This window comes from Devosia sp. RR2S18 (assembly GCF_030177755.1).
Taxonomy (GTDB): domain Bacteria; phylum Pseudomonadota; class Alphaproteobacteria; order Rhizobiales; family Devosiaceae; genus Devosia; species Devosia rhizosphaerae.
The window spans coordinates 2,492,846-2,511,128 of the sequence record NZ_CP126539.1 but is presented as its reverse complement, the minus strand read 5'-3'; the positions used below and the strand labels follow the sequence as shown (position 1 = coordinate 2,511,128).

Below are 18,283 nucleotides of genomic sequence, written 5' to 3'. Positions count from 1 at the left end.
TCAATGACCAAAACAGCAGTAGAGAATACCCAGACTGGAGTTACGCCGTGGACTCGCTTCGCGGCGTGGGCAGTTGAACTTATCGGCGTCAAACTTGTGGGCAATCCCAAGCATGGCGCGGTCACCGTCGTTTTGCCCAATGGCCGTAGCCGTACGCTGGGCAATCCTGCCACGGGGAGCCACTCCGTCCTCAAGCTAAAGAATCTCAACGTTCTTCGCGAAGCAATGCAGCGCGGAACGGTGGGGTTCGCCGCTGCCTACCTCAACGGCGATGTCGAGGTGGATGACCTAACGGCTCTGTTCCGGTTCTTCCTGCAGAACCGGGAGATGCTCGATCGGGCAAATTACGGCTTCTTCCGCCGTGCTGCCAGCGATCTCCACTATCATCTATCGCGGCGAAATACCCTCGAAGGCTCCAAGCGGAACATCGCCGAGCACTACGATCTCGGCAACGAATTCTATGGTCAGTGGCTCGATCCATCGATGACCTACTCCTCCGCCGTTTTTACCTCAGGCGACCAGAGTCTCGAGGAAGCGCAGCGCGCCAAGTATCACCGTGTCGCTGACATGGCCGGGATTACCGAGGGCTCCTCGGTTCTTGAAATTGGCTGCGGTTGGGGTGGGTTCGCCGAGACGGTGGCCAGAGACTACAAGGCGCATCTGCGCGGCATCACGCTTTCAGCCGAGCAGCTAAAATACGGTCAGGAGCGCCTTCGGCGGCAGAGTCTTGATGATCTGGCGAAGCTTGTCTTCGAAGACTACCGGCACACTGAGGGGCAGTACGATCATATAGGCTCCATCGAAATGATCGAAGCGGTGGGTGAGGAGAACTGGCCGAGCTACTTCAAGACCGTTCATGATCGGCTGAAGCCAGGTGGCACAGCGGCCATCCAGGCGATTACCATCAACGAGGCCGATTTCGATGGCTATCGCAGCGGCCCCGATTTCATCCAGCGATACATCTTCCCCGGCGGCATGCTGCTAACCAAGTCGGCGATGCGCGAATACGGCGAGCGGCACGGGCTGATCTTGGAGAATGTGGAGACCTTCCGCCTCAGCTATGCCAAGACCCTCCGGCTCTGGCGCGAACGCTTCCTTGAACGTTGGCCGATGATTGCCCCGCTAGGCTATGATGAGCGCTTCAGGCGCAAATGGGTCTACTACCTGAGCTACTGCGAGGCGGGTTTTACCGAAGGGCTGATCGATGTTGGCATCTACCAATACCGCCGTCCCAGCTAATGGCTAAGGGTTGTCTCTGGGCAGCATCCTGCCGGTAAGCCGGAAGAATGCGCCATATGGTAGCCAACGGATTGTCTTCATCAGCCAGACCATACGTCGGGGGAAGGCAATTTCAAACCGATCTGATTGCGTCAGCCCATCGACAATCCGACGTGCCGCATCGTCCGTCTCCAGCAGGAACGGCATGGGGAAGTCGTTCTTCTCGGTGAGTTCGGATTTCACGAACCCTGGCGCGATCATGCGTACCACAATGTTCTTGGGGGCGAGCTCGGCTCGCATGGTCTCGAGCAAGTTGATCATGCCGGCCTTGGTGGAGGAGTAGGCCGCAGATCGTGGCAGGCCGAAATAGCCGGCCACCGAAGCGATGGCAGCAAGGTGTCCACCGCCTTGACGCTCCATCTGCGTCACGAGCGGCGCCAGCATCCGCACGAAGCCGAGATAGTTGGTGTCGACGACGCGGTGGAACTGCTCGAAATCGTAGTTGCCGACCTTCATTGGCTGCCACGCGGCAGCGCCGAATATGAAGAGATCGATGCGGCCGAGTTCGGCCACAACCTGGTTCATATTCTCTGCGATGGCCACCGAGTCGGTGACGTCGAGCGGATAGGGTCGGATTGACGATTGCCCATTAGCAACCGAATTAAGTTTGTCCTCCCGACGCCCGGAAATGGCAACTGTCCAGCCGCGTTGGGCAAGAAGAATGGCGACTGCCGCTCCGATCCCCGAGCCACCTCCGATGACCCAAGCGACGCCGGGCCGCAGCGTCATATGCCAAAGAGCGGCTGCAGGGTCCGCATCAGGCGACCTCGGAAGGTTAGCTTGGCGTCGACCGCCACAAGGCAAATGCAGTCATCGCCTGGTTCGGCAATCGGCTGATGCTCCACATCCTCGTCATGGTCCGCTATGTCACCCGGGCCAAAGACGCCAAATCGGTCGCGATAGGCGCCTTTGAGGATCAGCGTTAATTCCTGTCCACCGTGACCATGCTCGGGCACTGGGCGACCGGCGGCGACCCGCAGTAGCATCAGACGGGACTTCCCATTCTTGCCCCAGTCGAGGTCGGCCGTTGCCACGCCCGGCCCGGTCCACTTCCATTTTACCTCGGCAAGGCCGTTCGGGAGGTAACGCTGCAGCGGAAGCGGAATGTCCCTGGCAGTTGCGCCTGCCGATGCAGAGGCCGGCTCCCGATCATCTATGGAATCGAGCAGCCTATCCAACGCAGTGTCCGCCAGCGGCACCTCGGGCTCGGAAGACAACAGGGCGCCGCCGATCACATTGATGCGGCGCACCGTGTCGCGGCCGCCCTCCGACATGGCGAGGTGCGTTGCGATGACAGTCGCATAAGGATCGTCCAGCGTGCCGGCGCTGAAAGCCATCAAGGTCGTGATGTCGGGGTGGTGAGTAACTGTCAATGGAGATCCTCCAGCAAAGGCCGGAGCCGTTCATATGCAAGGCGAAGTCTTGATTTTACGGTGCCGAGCGGAATGCCGAGCTTTTCGGCAATCTGGGCATGCGGCAGGTCCTGGATGAAACTAAGGCGCACCACGCTCTGCTGCTCAGGAGAGAGCGTACCGAGTGCCGCAGAGACGCGGGCGATGATCTGGTTCTGCTCTACCAAAACGCTGCCCATGGGATCGTCGCTGGCAAGCTCCACAGTCTCGAGGTCGTCATAGGGCTTGTTGGACTGGCGCCTGAGCTGGTCGATCCGCAAGTTGCGGGCGATCGTGAAGATCCAGGTGCTGACTGCTCCTCGCTGGTTGGAATAGAGCGCGGACTTGCGCCACACCGTGAGAAAGGTCTCCTGTACCAAGTCTTCGGCCAGGGCATCGCTGGCGCCCAGCTTGAGCATCATGGATTTGACGCGCGGACCGAACATGGCGAATAGCGCGGCCAGCGCGCTGCGGTCTTTCGCACTGGCGATGCGCGAAATCAGAACGGCAGGGTCTTCGGACGCAGAATCGCCGGGCACGTGGCCCGTGGTTTTATCACTCATTCCTAAGGCATACATCGACCACTCCGCGCCTGTCAGCATGGGATACGGCGTTATCGAGTGGGTGGATCATCATGTCTGTTTGATGGGACTGGCAAATTCAGTCCAGCGTCGTCGATTGCGAACACCATCACCCGTATGTAGTCGGCTGTGTTCGCTCCGACCGACGCTTCGGAGGTCATAAGGAGGCAAGAGCTATGCGTCGCCAAGGCCACGCACACTCCTACGCTAAGGGCGAGCCGCTCCGTTTGCCACGCACCACTTCGATGGCTATCAAAAACTTCGCTCTAAGCTTTCGGCGCTATTGCGCAAGCCGTTGACCTCAACTAGGAACTGCCTCTGGGGCCACGTGGCGGAGTGGTGACGCAGCGGATTGCAAATCTGCATAGGCCTTTGAAACTGCTTCAATTTCCTGCACACACGCGGCTTCGTTGCTGATGATTTTCGGGGCATTCGGAGCCGTTTTGCACACACTTACCGAGCCAGTTTTTTGAATACCCGGACGCTGGTTTTGCGCATCTCGGCGCCACGGCTGTAACGCTTGCCCATGCCTTCTGAAAGGTCGCCGAGCATGTCGTTCACCTCACGATAACGCGAGGGCGGCGAAGGATCGGTCGAGCTCGACCTTGCCGCTGAGGCTCAAGCAGAGGGCGCTTTCACTCTCACCGGCGCTCGCCCCGGCGTAGACGGCAGCTATCGTATTGTCAGCGTCACCCACAAGGCGACACGCGCTGTGGGCTCCACCACGTCGCTCGAGCTCAAGCAACCGAGTGGTGGGGCGGGAAGCGATAACCGCGAACCCGGGACCCGCCCCAGCGGAACCACAAACGATGGCTTCGCGCTGGCCGCACAGGAAACGTTGGGCTAGGCAGCGGACTTCCGAATGGGAGTTGTGGAGCGATCATTCCTCCCGCTGGCTTTTGCGCGGCCGCCCCGGGCATCATCAGACGAGGTGTCCAGCCGCCGAGCTTGAGGAGAGGGTGATCAATCCCCGCACCAAACAAATGGTGCCTGACCTTCTTGGTTCCTGTTGCCGACGTTCCCATTAAAATCAGAGTTAATGGACAACTTCGGTGCCATCGGACGCTTTCGTGCGGCACCTGGAAGGCTCGAACTAGCAGGGGCTCTGGCGATTGGCGGGCTTAATCGGCTAGCCCCGGCGGCAGTGTCCCGACTTTAAACAGAACCTTGGGCTCATCATAAGTATCTGCTTCAACGTCAACGTCTGCTGAATAGGCCCAGACGCCTGCTCGCGTCGGCGCGATCCGTTCCGCCGCTGCAATGGCTTCTCGGGACTCTTGTGCTGCTGCGGCTGGTCCGGCTCCATCTTCCGGCCTTTCTGCCTGAAGCCCTGCACGAAATACAATGTCGCCATGGTCCATCCCTTCGGTTGGCCAGCGGCTTAGCACATCCGCGCGTCTGGCGCGGCGCAATTATCAACATCGGAGACAATCATGACCACGCTGCTTAAGCGGGGGTCGCGCGGTGCTGCCGTGCGGAGCCTGAAATTGCTGAGTGAGTACGGCGCGTCGCCGCGCTTGCTGATCGATGGCGACTTCGGGCCAGCCACGGACGCCGCCGTCCGGGCGGCCCAGGGCCGGCTAGAGCTAGTCGTCGACGGCATCGCTGGTGCTCAAACGATGACTGCGTTGCGGCGCGCCACTGAGCCGGTGTTTGCCGGGCGTGCCGAGCCTGACAAGGAGGCGATGCAGGGAGAAGTGAGCGGATGTGCCCACCTGGTGTAGAACCTCTGGGGAACGGATTTTGCACACACATCGGATAGTGTGTGCAAACCTCAGCTTGACAGCTATGCCCAAACCTCAGAGAAACCGCAGCAGAGGCCACGTGGCGGAGTGGTGACGCAGCGGATTGCAAATCCGTGTACCCCGGTTCAATTCCGGGCGTGGCCTCCAGAGATCTTCTCAATCATTTTAATGGTTTATCGGCGGGGTAGGGGCCGGAAGCCCTTCGTTCATGTTGCATTTGTGTTGCAAGCGAATACCCTGCATTTCCGGGCTTTTCTCGAAACTCCCGGCGAATCTATGCAACATGATATGCAACATAGGAGCTTGTGGACGATAAAGCTCCGCCTAGCGAGGTGCGCGCCACTCGCTGGCCGTCAGTAGTCCCACTTGACGTAGACCCCACCCCCGAGGCGAGTAACGACAGCAACAGCAGCCGTGTCGCTCTTGCTAAGCGCTCTATCGTTGTCGCCGGAAGCTCCAGCCGCAATTCGGTTCGGGAAGGCTGCCGTCGTCACGCGTATTGACGCTCCCCGCCGCGCCGAAAATTACTCGCATTTGCCCGCTTTCGAATAAGCAGCCCAGACTGTATCCCGAGGCTCCGATTCCTCTGGCGAAGTCGAGACAGTCTCGTGGACGCCATGAGTCTGGAACCGGAATGGTGTCACGCCAGTCGTTGCTTACGAACGCCGAGCACACCATCATTCCTTCATTGCGACGGTCTCCACGGTCAGAACGGTCTTGCTGAGCCCGCTCTGGAAAAGGACCGAATAGAAGCTCCCCTTCAAATCGCTGTTGCGCTTCAGTCGGCAAGCCAAGTGAGAACAACAGAGCGGCGGCGGTTGTGACAATCATAGGTGCGCGCATTTCGATTTCCTCCGCTGGCGGCATCAAGGCCATTAGCCGGAACTTCCGCATTTGCTCCCAAGTTCCGTAGCACGCTGCTAGTCCGCAACCGCCTCCTGCGCTGCCGGCGTCAACTTCCGCAGACGTGGATCATACGTGCGGCAAGTTCTAGCGCTGAGATCCTCTTGAGACGACACAGCAGTTCCAGATGTGCGAGCAATTAGAGCTCGCCACCCATTTGGGTGGGGCGAAGGTTTCGAACACCGACTAGACCGGCGACCGCACCCGAGCACTCGGGCCGAGGAGACGGCGTTGTAGTCGAGGTGACTACCCGCAGGCCTCCGACCATAACCCTGTAGATTTGATGACCGGACGACGTTTGCTTGCCTCACGAGAGGTTGGCAGAAAAGGTCCGGTTGAGGAAGTATTATGAACATCTTCAACGAAGTCTGGTACCTTAGCAATAACCCCGACGTGGCAGCCGCTGTTGAGCGCGGCGAAATCACCGCGCAGGCCCACTTCGAGCTTTATGGCAAATATGAGAACCGCTCGCCGTCTCCCCTCTTTGAGCCAGAGCTGTACCTTGATGCCAATCCGGACGTGGCGGCCGTCGTTGCTGCAGGCCTGATTACTGCGTTCGAGCACTTTATGGGCCATGGTGCGGAGGAAGGCCGAGACGCCTCGTTGTTTTTCGACGCGCAAGTCTATCTCGCGGCTAACCCTGATGTTGCTGCCGCTATTCAGGCGGGGATGTTTGCCTCGGCTTACGAGCACTTCGTTCTTCATGGTCAGCACGAGCCGCGCAACACCTCGCAGTTCTTCGACCTCAAGGGCTATCTGGATGCCAATCCTGATGTAGCCGCGGCTGTTCGGGCGGGAGGATTCTCAGCCTTTGACCATTTTATGAGTAACGGCTTCAAAGAAGGCCGCAGCCTCGGCAACGGCATCAACCTGTCGCAGTTTGCCAATGATCCTCGAGCGCAGTCCGCGATTGAGAATGGTGACGTCGAAGCACTGATGCAGCGCGTGGCAGAGGTCGCACCGTTCCTGCCAACCTACGTGCCTCCGGCGGGCTACACCATTCCCGCCAACCAGCCACTTCCAACCGATTTCGTACCCGTTGAAGGACAAGAACTGGTCGTCCCGGATGGAGTAATCCCTCCAGACGACTTGCCCCCTGGCTTTGAACAACCTCAAGAGCCGCAGGAACCCCAAGAGCCGCAGGAGCCCTCCCGGCCCACCGACAGAACCCCGCCCACGGTATTCATCGAAGTTGCCGATACCAATCTTGATGAGGCCGGAAGCATCCAGCTTGCCGTCACCTTCAGTGAGGTGGTGAGGGGCTTTGATATCTCGGACATCGAAGTAGAAGGCGGAACCGTTGCCGATCTGACCGGTAGCGGCAGTACCTACGGCGTAACCTTCCTGCCGTCAGATTCGGTAACTTCGGCCCGTGTCTCTATCAGTGCGGGGGCCTACACCGACGTAGCTGGCAATCCCGGAGCTGGAGCTGCCCTCAGCTTCATTTCAGGGACCAACGAGGCCGATGAGATTGAAGGCACAGCTGCCGCCGACCTCATCTTCGGTCATAGCGGCGATGACGCTTTGTATGGCGGCGCAAGTGATCACGGAGCTGGCGAGTTTAACCTGCTTACAGGCGGTGATGGAGCCGACCGGTTCCTCGCCAACGCAGGGGTCGGCTACGTCGAAGAAACGGCTGACGGTCCAATCTTCGAAATCTCGACCAACGGCTTCAGCATGGTTCAGGACTTCGAAACGGAGAGCGACCAACTGGACATGGGAACTGATGTAACCAACATCTTCAGAGACAGCCTTGATGGGACCGGCATTCTCGATATCCAAGATGTGTTTGCTCGTTTCCAGAGCTTCACTGAAGAGGTTGACGCACACGGCGAGGTTGCGGTCCTGGAGATCACCTCCGGCGCGATGGAGGGCACGTATGTCATGGCAATTCAGGTGCCAAGTTCTGACGGTCCTTGGGGTGTATCGGTGATCGGGCTAGCTGATACTGGCCACAATTTACAGCTCCCCGATTTTTCCCGCCTGTTCGTAGACTAAACGCCTTGAAAGCCTCGCTCCTGCAGCGAGGCTTACTCTCGCCGCTCTCCTCGATTCAAGCGCAGTTGGCGAGAGAGCCATTATCTCTTCGATCTGGCCGCCGAGCGCCTGGCCCGCTTCAGCGAGAATGGCCCAAGGGTCGGTGGCTAGGGAGAGCTCAAGCATTGTGAGCACTCCAGTTTTTCTGAGCGGCCGGCGCACCGAAGTGCAGCCGACCGCCGCTCACCACCGCCCCGGCGCGTCCCACAGCGGTGATGAAACTCTCAAACTTCATGCTAACCGCCCGCAGTTCGGCACCCGCACAGGCCGACCGATCGACTGCTCGAGCTCAACCTCGATGATCAGGCTAGGGGCAGGGAGGTCAGCAACGGCCTCGAAGGCGTTCCGAACAATGTCGACAGTCCCAAGTTCCCTAGCACGCTGCCAGTCCGCAACCGCCTCCTGCGCTGCCGGCATCGACTTCCGCACTCCGAACGAGCGCGAGAAGGTAAGGCTAACCCAGCACCAGCAACGCCAGAACGTGGTGAAGCTCGCCAGGAGGGCGACGTGGTGGACGTGGATCATACGTAATGCAAGTTGGAGTGCTGACCTCCATTCTGCTGATCTGCAATGGTGACCGGCTGGCGCCGCGGGCGCCGTCGCTCTGCACTGCCGATCTCTGCAGGTGATACCCGCTCATCGAACTCGCCCTGGAACTCCGGCCAGTAGGCTTTCAGCTTGCGAGGACCGACCCGGCCGGCGGTGGCATCCAGCACATCGTAGGCGTCCACGAGGGGGCACCGATCACCGTTTGGGGCGTCCACTGATGCTCGTTGGTGACCTCAGGCTCGAGCAGCGGTCCGGGCGCGCGGCAGATCAGTCCCACAGCATGTTCTTACACGCTAGCTCTCCGTTCGACTTGATCGAACGAAGATAAAAGCATTTGCAAGATTTCGGAACCGGAATTTGCAGCGGGAGCGACAAAAAGGCGAGCAATTTCAGTCCAGCACCAGCATTGGGGCTGAACCCCCATGAGAAAAAACTTGACCGAACAAGCGCGGTCTCTGCGCGCCCGCGGTGTTTCGGCCCTTAGTACGGTCCCTACAACCGGGGAGCGGCATGAACAATTTCTGAGCTTTGCTGAGAAGAGGTGGATCTATCCAGACTGGGTCTCGCGTTACAGCGCCAGAGCATTCATCCGTCGCTTGGATTGATCCGTTGCGCCGGCCAGGCTCACGGACTGGGCCTCCTGGAACCTCATGGTCGCAATGCGACCCACCTCGTGAACCGTCAGGACATCATCCATCAAATCGGTGCGCCTGAGCCGGCCTGCGCGTTTAAGCACCGTCAGCTCTGAGCGGCTGAAGTAGCCGACCCGCGGTTTCTCGCCCTCGATCAAGACGGCTCCGTACAATTCGCCGTCCTTTGTGCCGTCCGACACGAAGAACTGAGAGCGAGGTGCATCAAACCGACAGATGCAGGGTAGATCGATGTTCGGCTTCGATTGGCGGGCGCAACCGAGGGCTGCGAGCATTGCCTCCTGGTGGCCGGTGAATAGCGCGTCCGTAGGTCCTAGGGCGTTGCCGATTTTGCTGTCCATCGTTTTGCTCTTGGTGTGGCTGTACAATCTTCTGACACTTGATCAAAAAGATATGGAAATACCCGAACAAAATTGTTCGCAATTTTATGGATCGCGTCAGCACAAGAGAGCCGCAACATGCTAATTGCCGGAGCCGAGAGTAACTTGTTTATCTCCGTGGTTCATCCATCTCATTATCCTAGACCGGCCCGGCTGAAGGCGGATAGTGCCTTCGAGCCTGTGGGCCGGTTTAGGTTGATGTCACTGCAGAGTTGGCGGATTAGCGTACCATGCTGAGACTTTCCTGCAGCATCTCATCCGCTGTGCTGACAATCCGAGTGCTCGCCGCATAGGCCTGCTGGGTGACGATCAGCTTGGTGAATTCATCCGAAATGTCGGTGTTGGACGCTTCCAAGGCGGCGCCAATAATGCCGCTGCCCGAGATGTCCAGGATCGCCTCACCAGACTCAGATGTGCCAGAAAATATCCCGCCATCTAGGCGCTTAAGCTTGTTCACGGCATTGAACTGGGCAGTGACAACCTGTGCCACGTCGATCCTCTCGCCATTGGAATAGCTGGCGACCACGCGGCCGCTGTCGTCGATGGCAACAGCGACGAATTCACCGGCGCCATAACCGTTCTGGCTCAAGGTGGAGACGCTTACCGCCCCGTTTACGTCCGCGAATTGCGAGAGGCCTTGGGCGCCATGGCTTAGGCTTACGTTCGCGATGGCCACGCCATTGATGTTGACGGTGTTCAAGTTTGTCGTGTCGGTGGTGGGATTCTCCATCACACCATTGCTGCCGAACGAGAAATCCTGATCGACCCACTTCCAGGCGGCTTGGTCGTCAGCGGCCTCGCTCTTCGTTAGATAATAGAGGTTCCAGGTGTCACCATCGGCCTTAGCCCAACGGAACTGCAGGTCAGCGGGGGCGCCGTTTTCCGCGTAGATTGTGGTCGCCCCACCATAGATCGAGCTATTGATGAATTCATCCTCGTGTTCACCCATAATGTCGCGGCCCTGAAGATCTACGCGCAGTAGTTCGCTACCTGGCTCGGTCGGCTTGTAGTTGGCCGTCTTGGGCAGTTGCGGCAGGTTGGCGCCATAATTGATCGTCGTAGTAGGCCGTGCCTCCAGGAAGGCGTTGGAGATCTCGATGATCTTGGGCACAGAACCAGAAACGTTGCCGGTGCCCGGATCCACATCGAGGCCCTTGAGGTAATAGCCCGCACCATTGACCAGGCGACCTGCCTTGTCGATCTCGAAATCACCGCGCCGGGTGTAGAAATTGGTGCCGGCAAAGACCGGTTGGCCGTCCGACTGGCCCACCGTAGGCTCGACAACGAAAAACCCATTGCCGTTGAGGGCAACGAAGGTCTCGTTGGTCACGGTCTTGATGTCACCTTGGACGTCGTTGGTGCTGCGCGACTGCGCCAGCACCGCGCCTGGAACCTGACGGCTAACCGGGGCATCGGGGATAAGGTCGAGAAAGTCGGTTTCAATTCTCTTGTATCCCGTGGTCTGGGAGTTCGCGATGTTGCCGGAGATGTTCTCCAGTGAGTGCGCCTGTGCGCGAAGTCCCGTCACCGCACTGGAGAGAGCGCCGTAGATACCCATGAGTTTCCCCTATTCTTTCACACTGCGCGTGGAGTGCGCTTGGCTAGCATGATGCAATCGCTGTGCCAGCGTTCGAGGGACTGCGATTCCTGGAGTTTGCGGACGATCGTTCCGCTTCAGCTAGCTTTATCGCGGCAGAAAAGATCAGCCGGGCCGGCAATTTTTTCCGGTCCTTGGTTCAGACGCGCACGCATTACGTTTACGAGATCGGGCAGGGGAGGAGTTGAGCTAGAGTGCCCCTTGACGGACGTCACTAAGCGCGCGGTCTCACACGTTCGCACCTGGGAGACCGAAAACCTCGCCTGAGCTTACGGTACGTTAAGCCAGACGTCTCATCATGGTTGTCTCGCCGCGTCGGCGCTCTCTTGCTGAAACACGTCCCGGTAGATATGGCCCCCACCACTCGTCCGATCATCGTCAAAAAGGTCAAGAAGGCCGGGCACGCCCATCATGGTGGAGCCTGGAAGATCGCCTATGCGGACTTCGTCACGGCGATGATGGCGTTTTTTCTTCTGCTCTGGCTGATCAGCATGACCACGCCCGATCAGAAAGAGGGGCTCTCGGACTACTTCGCTCCACCCAACATTAGTACTTCGTGGAATGGTTCTGCCGGTACCCTGGCAGGCACTGTTGTCGCGCCGAACGGCGCAAAGATGGCTGGTTCTGTCATCGACCTTGAGCAAGACCGGGCCATCTCTGGCACCCCGTCCAACGAGGACGCCGCATCGACAGGGGGAGGTGGCGGCGCAACCGACTTGGGCGATGCAGACAAGGCCGACGGACAATCCGCCACCGAGCTGAAGTCCATGAAAGATCAATCCTTCCACAGCGCTGCCGCGACGATCCGACAAGCCTGGCAAGCCATGCCGGAACTGGCTGAAGCCTCCGAGCACCTGATCCTGGAGCAGACCGAGGAGGGCTTCGTCATCCAGATTGTTGACCAGCAAGGCAGGCCGATGTTCCCGGAGGGGTCCAAAAACCCCCATGAGTTTATGCGGGCGGCCCTGGCTTCAATTGCGCCGGCTCTTGAGCAGCTGCAAGCGCCGCTCAAGATCTCCGGGCACACAGCAGCTGGGGGCAGCTATGCCAACGAACGCTACGGGCCTTGGGAGCTTACCATGGACCGCGCGAACGTGGTGCGCTCCATGCTGGGCGAGTTTGGGCTGAGCGAAAAATGGGTGCAGTCCGTACATGGCCGTGCAACAGCTGAGCCCTTCTTTCCCACGGACCCCTATATGGCTGCCAATGAGCGTATCGAGATCAGTATTCTCCAGCCGCCTCTTGCCTCTTCGCGGGACTAGTTCGGGGATGTCCCTTCAGGTGGAAGGGTCGCACTAGGGAATCAATCTTTGGTCAGCCTGAAGAATTGCTGGATCCGATATGCTATCAATGCGAGCAGTGCGCATCGTGCCGCGCGTTGCCCCGTTGTGGCATCCTCAGTTCATCGCGAGAATTAAGATCACGAGCTCCATTCATATTCGATCGGCAGCCTTCGACGTCGTGCTGGCTTTGTGGACCGGTTTGTTCGCCGTCGGAATTCCGTGGTTCTACCTGACGGGTGCGCCGGAACGGGCAATTCGGTCGGTTACGCGGCTGTGGGCCGGTGGGATCCTGGCGATCTTGCGGGTAATGGTCGGCCTCAAGCACACCGAAAGCGGCGTACGAAATGATACGCCCTGCCTCATCGTCTCCAATCACCAGTCCACTTGGGAAACTTTGGCGTTCCTTGTCATGGCTCCTGATGTTGCGATCGTCGCCAAGAAGGAACTGCTGAATATCCCTGTTCTCGGTTGGTACCTGCGACGCTCTCCCATGATCATCATCGATCGGGCCTCCGGAGCCAAATCGTTCTCCCTGATGCTGGAGCAAAGTCGTGCGGCTCTCTCGGAAGGACGTTCCATTCTTATCTTTCCTGAAGGTAGCCGGAAAGGTCCCGAGGAGCCGGTGAAGTTCAAACGAGGCGCGGGGCTATTGTATAAGCATCTGGGTGTTCCGGCGCTTCCAGTTGCGCTCAACTCCGGCTGCTTCTGGAGCACGGCGGGGTCGGGACCCAAGTCCCCCGGGACGATAACAGTTTCCTACCTCCCCATTATCCCCCCGGGTTTGGCCGAGGCCGAGTTCACGAGCATGACCGAGGGCATGCTTGAAGCCGAGCGGAGTAGGATCTCCCTAGCTGCCTGAGGTCCGTTCTATTCGCCTTCGGACAGTTTCATATCTCGGGAAAGGCCGGAACACCGGCCTTTCCCCACCTCCGGTGGAACAAACGCCGTGAAGTCGGATTGTTCTAGCGCCTTGCCGCGGAGAAATGTTGTTGGTGTCTGAACTGTCTCGGCCAGTTGATGTGTATGTGTTCCGAGGTCCGGGGCGCCACCTGGGATTTACCGCCACGAGCGACGGCAGGGGTTTGCCGCCTCACGCAGGACCGTGGTCGATATTCACGAGACTTTCAATGTCTCCTCAGGATGATCCCAGACCCCTCGTGCATTCCGCCAGGGAGTGCCTGCAGGAAATAGAGATGCACGGGTGCTTCATCCTGGACGGGCATAAAGTGGTTACCGATACCTTTCTAGGGTAGCGTCACCGCTGCCCCGGGGCTTCCTCCACAAAGCCCCACGCTTTCTCCTTCGCTCTTTAAAGCATTTCCGGCAACTGCTGCTGGGTTCCCAATCAGTCACGACCTGCCATTGCATACGAATGCAAAAAGCGTTTGCATTCGTATGCAAGCGCCCGTAACAATTGTGACGTGCGGAAGATAATGGCTGCGTCTGAGGAACTCACCGCAGCTGCGGGACAGTGTTGGAACAGGGACGGCGACCGGCCTTGTGCTCGTGCGCCAAGGGAGAACGAGATGAATTTAATGCTGAAGACGACGGTGTCGCTTGGCGTGCTTGGCCTGACTGCCGGCGCCGCTTTTGCGGATTGCGGAATAGAGGGGGCAGGCTCCGTCCGCATTCTCTCCAACGACTTCGAGGCACTGCGCCTCATCAATTCGACAGCCGAAGAGTGCGCCTCGGACGGCGTGACCGTGACGGCCAACGCTACAGCTGAGCACAAGAACTTGCAGGTTCCGGCGCTGTCCATCAATCCGGCCGAATACACGGTTGCGGTAGTGGCGAATAACTCCATCGTGCCGCTGCTCAACGACGATCTGATCCGGCCCCTTGATGATCTGGTGGAGCAGTATGGTCAGGACCTGATGCCCAATCAGCTGATCAAGATCGATGGCAAGACAATGGCCATTGCATTTATGGGCAACGCGCAGCACCTGTTCTATCGCAAAGATGTTCTGGAAGAAGCCGGCGTTGAGCCGCCGACATCCTATGAAGACGTTCTGGCAGCGGCGCAGGCCATCAAGGACGCAGGGCTGATGGATTACCCGTTGGCCGCCTCGGTCAAGCCGGGCTGGGATCTCGCAGCGGAATTCGTCAACACGTATCTTGGGACTGGCGCGGAATTTTTCGAGGCGGGCTCGGCAGAGCTGGCGATCGACAATGAAGACGGGCTGCGCACGCTCGAGATCATGCGCGCCATGACCGAGTTCATGGACCCCGATTACCTGACGTTTGATGCCAACGCGATCAAGGCTGAATACGAAGCCGGGAATGTTGCGATCATGAACGAGTGGGGCTCGCTTGCCGGCGCCACCATCGATGACGAGGGTGCGGCTGAAGGCGTTGCTGAGAACACCGTGCTAGCAGCGGCCCCGACCGTCGGCGACGGAACCGTTCCGGCGGCTGCCCTTTGGTGGGACGGCTTCACCATTGCCAAGAACGTGTCCGACGAGGATGCAGCGGCCTCCTTCCAGGCTATGGTCCATGGCATCAGCCCGGAGATGGTAGCGGAGAACTCTGGCGTAGCCACTTGGCTGGTTGAAGGCTATGAGCCGGGCCCTGCGGCCGTCGGTGTTATTGCCACGGCCAATGGCGGCGCGCGTGCCTACCCGATGCAGCCCTACATGGGCCTGCTTCACACGGCGCTGTCCACCGAATTGGCCGAGTTCATGGCTGGCAACGAGTCAGCCGAGCAGGCTCTTGCCGACGTGAAGGCCGCTTACGACACAGCGGCGCGTGAGGGCGGTTACCTCTAAAGGCGCCAATGAGATCCTCCCGCGTTGGCGGGAGGACGTTGGTGGAGGCCATTCCCTCCGGCTTGCCGGACCTCCACCCGCACTCTCCAGGGGTGCACCGCATATGGATTCTCAAAAACCAGCAGCAGGGGGAGGCATCGCATGCCGCATAAGACGTTCTTTGCCTTCATCTTACCGTCGCTGATCGCCATGGTGCTGTTTATAGCCCTGCCGGTCGTTTCGGTTGTTGTGCAGAGCCTGCATGTCGAGCATGGGCGGGTGCTGGTCGAAGTCGAGAATTGCCAGCCTTTCGGCGGCTGCACGACCGAATTGCGCGTCGACACTGCCGCTACGGAGGCGCTCAAGGAAGCCCAGCCACTTGGACAGTTCAATGGCTTTGGGACTTATCTCAATCGCGGTCATCTCGCTGTGGATGAAATCGGCGCAATCCTGGCCAGCAACAGCGGCCTGGGCGACGTGGTAAACCGGATCTACAATCTGCCATTCTACAAGGCGCTTGCCTTCACCCTGGTCTATTGCTTCGTCGTGACCCCGCTCGCCATGGCGCTCGGATTTGCGATCGCCTTGGCTGTAAATGCGCTCCCCAAGCCCACCAAAGGGCCGGTGATATTCTTTTCGCTCCTGCCCATGATCATCACGCCGCTCATCGGCTCGCTGATCCTCTATTGGATGATCCAGCCTCGCGGCATCGTGGGTGCGACGATCCAGGAAATCTTCAACGATCCGACGCTGTCGCTTCGCGCCTCTCCGCTGCTGACTTGGCTATCTCTGCTGGCCTATGGCGTCTGGACCAACGGACCCTTCAGCTTCGTCGTTTTCTATGCCGGTCTGCAGACCGTGCCAGCCGATACTCTCGAGTCGGCAATGATCGATGGCGCCTCGCGCTGGGAGCGCATCCGCTATGTCATCATTCCGCATCTGGCGCCGCTCGCAACATTTGTCGCGCTGGTGCAACTCATGGATAATTTCCGGGTCTTCGAGCCCATTGTCGGCTTTTCTGCGGAGGCCAACGCCACTTCGCTGTCCTGGATGATCTTCAACGATCTGTCGGGAGACGCGCAGCTCTTTGGCTCGGCTGGCGCAACGTCGGTTCTGACGATCCTCGGGGTGGTCATCCTGCTGATGCCAGTGCTGGTCCGCACCTGGCGCGAATTCAACCGGAAGGTGGTGTGACCATGTCTGAAACGGCAACTCACAAACGCCCGCTTCCCCTAAACATCTTCATTTATGGCTTTATCGTTATCTGGGTAATCCTGGCAGCCTTTCCGTTCTTCTGGACGGTTTGGGGCTCGTTCAAGGTGGAGCCGGACTTCTTCAGCCGCGAGAGCTGGTGGAATGCGATCTTCGGCACTTACACGGTTCGCCAGACGGGCTCGCCCTTCACGGGTGACGGTTACCACGGCGCCTGGGTTACACGGGAGTTCTGGAAGGCTGCCCTGAACACAGGGATCGTCACGATTTGCGTCACGGTGATCTCGCTGACGCTGGGAACGCTTGGTGGCTATGCGCTCGCCCGGTCGGGGCAGCGCTACGCCTTCTGGATCCTGATCGCAGCCCTCGTTTTCCGCGCCATGCCGCACATCACCTTGGTCTCGGGCTATCTGCTGCCCTTTTTTCAGCTCAACATCTGGGGCGTTTTGCCGACATCGATTATTGTGCTGGTGGCGATCAATCAGCCCTTCACGCTGTGGATGCTGCACTCCTTCTTCCTAAGTATTCCCAAGGACTTGGATGAAAGTGCCATGGTGGATGGTTGCACCAGGTTCCAGGCGTTCCGCATGGTCATCATACCCGTGATGTGGCCCGGCGTGGTGACCACTGGGCTGTTCAGCTTCTTACTCGCCTACAATGACTTCGCCGTCACCTCCATGCTCCTGTCTGCCGACAATCAGACCATGGTGCCCAAGATCTCGAGCTTCCTCGGCTCGGTGCAGGAGCAGGGCAATGTGATGTTTGCTGTGGCTGCGGTGGTCTCGGCGACGGTGCCGCTCTTTGTGCTCGTCCTCTTCTTCCAACGCCAGATCGTCAGCGGTTTGACCGCCGGCGCAGTGAAAGGCTGATCCTCATGGCGCAGATCCGTCTCAAGAACATCTCCAAGCGTTGGAACAACTTCGTCGGTGTCGACAACTTCAATCTCGACATCGCCGACCAGGAGTTCCTGGTGCTGCTGGGGCCCTCCGGCTGCGGCAAGACCACCACCATGCGCATGATCGCTGGGCTTGAGGACATCACCGAAGGCGAGATCTGGATCGGCGACCGGCTGGTCAACAAGCTTGAACCCAAGGATCGGGACATCTCGATGGTGTTCCAGAGCTATGGGCTCTACCCCAATATGACCGTCTACGAGAACATCCGCTTCCCGCTCAAGGTGCGGAAGGTCCCGGCCGATCAGCACCATGATCGCGTGATGGCTGCCAGCAAGATGGTGGAACTCGATGATTTTCTCGAGCGCCGGCCGGCTGCGCTTTCCGGCGGGCAGCGGCAGCGCGTGGCCCTGGCGCGGGCCATTGTCCGCGAGCCCAACGCCTTCCTGATGGACGAGCCGCTCTCCAACCTCGATGCGAAACTACGTGTATCCACGCGCGCCCAGATCAAGAATTTGCATCACACCCTCAAGCGCACCACGATTTACGTGACGCACGATCAGATCGAGGCCATGACTTTGGCTGACCGGGTTGTGGTGATGAAGAAGGGCGTGATTCAACAGGTCGGCACGCCCATGGAAATCTATGATCGTCCGGCTAACACCTTTGTTGCTGGCTTTATTGGCTCTCCCGCCATGAACCTCGTTGACGGCATCATAAGCGATGGCGTGTTCACCGGGGATAACATTCGTATCGGGGGCCTCAATGGGCGCAGCAACGGCCCAGTGACTTTAGGTTTCCGCGCCGAGGATGCGACGCTTGCTGCCGAAGGGGGGCAGATCGAGGCGCCGATTTACTCCGTCGAGCTCCTGGGTGAAGCAACGATGATTTCGCTCCGCGTTGCCGGTGAACTGGTGTCGATCAAGGTCGGCAAGGACTATCGCGCCGAGATCGGCGATGTGGTTCGCATTGCAGTTGCCCCACAATCAGTGCACCTGTTCGACCGCCAGAGTGGTCAACGGATCGAGGCGTGAGGCTAG

Annotated in this window: 17 protein-coding genes and 1 tRNA gene; 10 read left to right on the top strand and 8 right to left on the bottom strand. The window is 59.1% G+C overall.

Translation table 11 applies throughout. From position 1 onward, the window contains the following. The first annotated feature begins 3 nt into the window (after positions 1–3). The gene (locus QOV41_RS12385; protein WP_284576974.1) at positions 4–1,239 is read left to right on the top strand and encodes an SAM-dependent methyltransferase; all 1,236 of its coding nucleotides are present in this window, start codon (positions 4–6) and stop codon (positions 1,237–1,239) included. 3 nt (positions 1,240–1,242) lie between these two features. On the opposite strand, the gene QOV41_RS12380 is transcribed toward QOV41_RS12385, so the two are convergent. Genes QOV41_RS12380 through QOV41_RS12370 form a run of 3 tightly spaced genes read right to left on the bottom strand, consistent with a single transcriptional unit; the run spans position 1,243 to position 3,232 of the window. Next, positions 1,243–2,007 (bottom strand): SDR family NAD(P)-dependent oxidoreductase, encoded by a 765-nt coding sequence (locus QOV41_RS12380; RefSeq protein WP_284576973.1) that lies wholly within the window; start codon positions 2,005–2,007, stop codon positions 1,243–1,245. Next, on the bottom strand, positions 2,004–2,651 hold the full coding sequence (locus tag QOV41_RS12375; protein WP_284576972.1) for a ChrR family anti-sigma-E factor: 648 nt from the start codon (positions 2,649–2,651) through the stop codon (positions 2,004–2,006). The genes QOV41_RS12380 and QOV41_RS12375 overlap by 4 nt, the downstream gene beginning before the upstream one ends. Beyond that, the gene (locus QOV41_RS12370) at positions 2,648–3,232 is read right to left on the bottom strand and encodes a sigma-70 family RNA polymerase sigma factor (protein WP_284576971.1); all 585 of its coding nucleotides are present in this window, start codon (positions 3,230–3,232) and stop codon (positions 2,648–2,650) included. Before QOV41_RS12370 ends, QOV41_RS12375 begins: the two co-directional genes overlap by 4 nt. A 1,451-nt stretch (positions 3,233–4,683) precedes the next feature. On the opposite strand from QOV41_RS12370, the gene QOV41_RS12365 reads away from it, so the two are divergent. The 3 genes from QOV41_RS12365 to QOV41_RS12355 all read left to right on the top strand — a co-directional run bounded on the left by QOV41_RS12365 (position 4,684) and on the right by QOV41_RS12355 (position 7,896). Next, on the top strand, positions 4,684–4,974 hold the full coding sequence (locus tag QOV41_RS12365; protein ID WP_284576967.1) for a peptidoglycan-binding domain-containing protein: 291 nt from the start codon (positions 4,684–4,686) through the stop codon (positions 4,972–4,974). A 94-nt stretch (positions 4,975–5,068) separates the two neighbouring features. Next, positions 5,069–5,142 (top strand) — tRNA-Cys (locus tag QOV41_RS12360). A 1,104-nt stretch (positions 5,143–6,246) separates the two neighbouring features. Next, on the top strand, positions 6,247–7,896 hold the full coding sequence (locus QOV41_RS12355) for an Ig-like domain-containing protein (RefSeq protein ID WP_284576966.1): 1,650 nt from the start codon (positions 6,247–6,249) through the stop codon (positions 7,894–7,896). Here the strand turns inward: QOV41_RS12355 and QOV41_RS12350 are convergent. The 5 genes from QOV41_RS12350 to QOV41_RS12330 all read right to left on the bottom strand — a co-directional run bounded on the left by QOV41_RS12350 (position 7,858) and on the right by QOV41_RS12330 (position 11,072). Then, on the bottom strand, positions 7,858–8,061 hold the full coding sequence (locus QOV41_RS12350) for a hypothetical protein (RefSeq protein ID WP_284576965.1): 204 nt from the start codon (positions 8,059–8,061) through the stop codon (positions 7,858–7,860). The two genes, QOV41_RS12355 and QOV41_RS12350, sit on opposite strands and share 39 nt — an antisense overlap. A gap of 105 nt (positions 8,062–8,166) precedes the next feature. After that, complete coding sequence (locus QOV41_RS12345) at positions 8,167–8,460, bottom strand: hypothetical protein (protein ID WP_284576963.1); 294 nt, start codon at positions 8,458–8,460, stop codon at positions 8,167–8,169. Further along, positions 8,457–8,666 carry a hypothetical protein gene (locus QOV41_RS12340; RefSeq protein ID WP_284576962.1) on the bottom strand — a complete coding sequence of 70 codons (210 nt, stop codon included), beginning with the start codon at positions 8,664–8,666 and terminating at the stop codon, positions 8,457–8,459. Before QOV41_RS12340 ends, QOV41_RS12345 begins: the two co-directional genes overlap by 4 nt. Positions 8,667–9,052: 386 nt before the next feature. Then, the gene (locus QOV41_RS12335) at positions 9,053–9,475 is read right to left on the bottom strand and encodes a hypothetical protein (protein ID WP_284576961.1); all 423 of its coding nucleotides are present in this window, start codon (positions 9,473–9,475) and stop codon (positions 9,053–9,055) included. 259 nt (positions 9,476–9,734) lie between these two features. After that, a complete protein-coding gene (locus tag QOV41_RS12330) occupies positions 9,735–11,072 on the bottom strand; it encodes a flagellar hook protein FlgE (protein ID WP_284576959.1) in 1,338 nt (445 codons plus the stop codon). Positions 11,073–11,437: 365 nt separating this feature from the next. On the opposite strand from QOV41_RS12330, the gene QOV41_RS12325 reads away from it, so the two are divergent. From QOV41_RS12325 to QOV41_RS12300, 6 genes are all read left to right on the top strand, one after another. After that, positions 11,438–12,373 (top strand): flagellar motor protein MotB, encoded by a 936-nt coding sequence (locus QOV41_RS12325; RefSeq protein WP_415926714.1) that lies wholly within the window; start codon positions 11,438–11,440, stop codon positions 12,371–12,373. 79 nt (positions 12,374–12,452) lie between these two features. Beyond that, positions 12,453–13,253, top strand: coding sequence for a lysophospholipid acyltransferase family protein (locus QOV41_RS12320; RefSeq protein WP_284576957.1), 801 nt, complete (start codon positions 12,453–12,455; stop codon positions 13,251–13,253). 667 nt (positions 13,254–13,920) lie between these two features. Next, complete coding sequence (locus QOV41_RS12315; protein WP_284576955.1) at positions 13,921–15,159, top strand: ABC transporter substrate-binding protein; 1,239 nt, start codon at positions 13,921–13,923, stop codon at positions 15,157–15,159. Positions 15,160–15,300: 141 nt separating this feature from the next. Then, the gene (locus QOV41_RS12310; protein WP_284576954.1) at positions 15,301–16,332 is read left to right on the top strand and encodes a carbohydrate ABC transporter permease; all 1,032 of its coding nucleotides are present in this window, start codon (positions 15,301–15,303) and stop codon (positions 16,330–16,332) included. Positions 16,333–16,334: 2 nt separating this feature from the next. Then, positions 16,335–17,219, top strand: coding sequence for a carbohydrate ABC transporter permease (locus QOV41_RS12305; protein ID WP_284576952.1), 885 nt, complete (start codon positions 16,335–16,337; stop codon positions 17,217–17,219). A gap of 5 nt (positions 17,220–17,224) precedes the next feature. Then, on the top strand, positions 17,225–18,277 hold the full coding sequence (locus tag QOV41_RS12300; RefSeq protein WP_284576950.1) for an ABC transporter ATP-binding protein: 1,053 nt from the start codon (positions 17,225–17,227) through the stop codon (positions 18,275–18,277). Positions 18,278–18,283 lie beyond the last annotated feature (6 nt).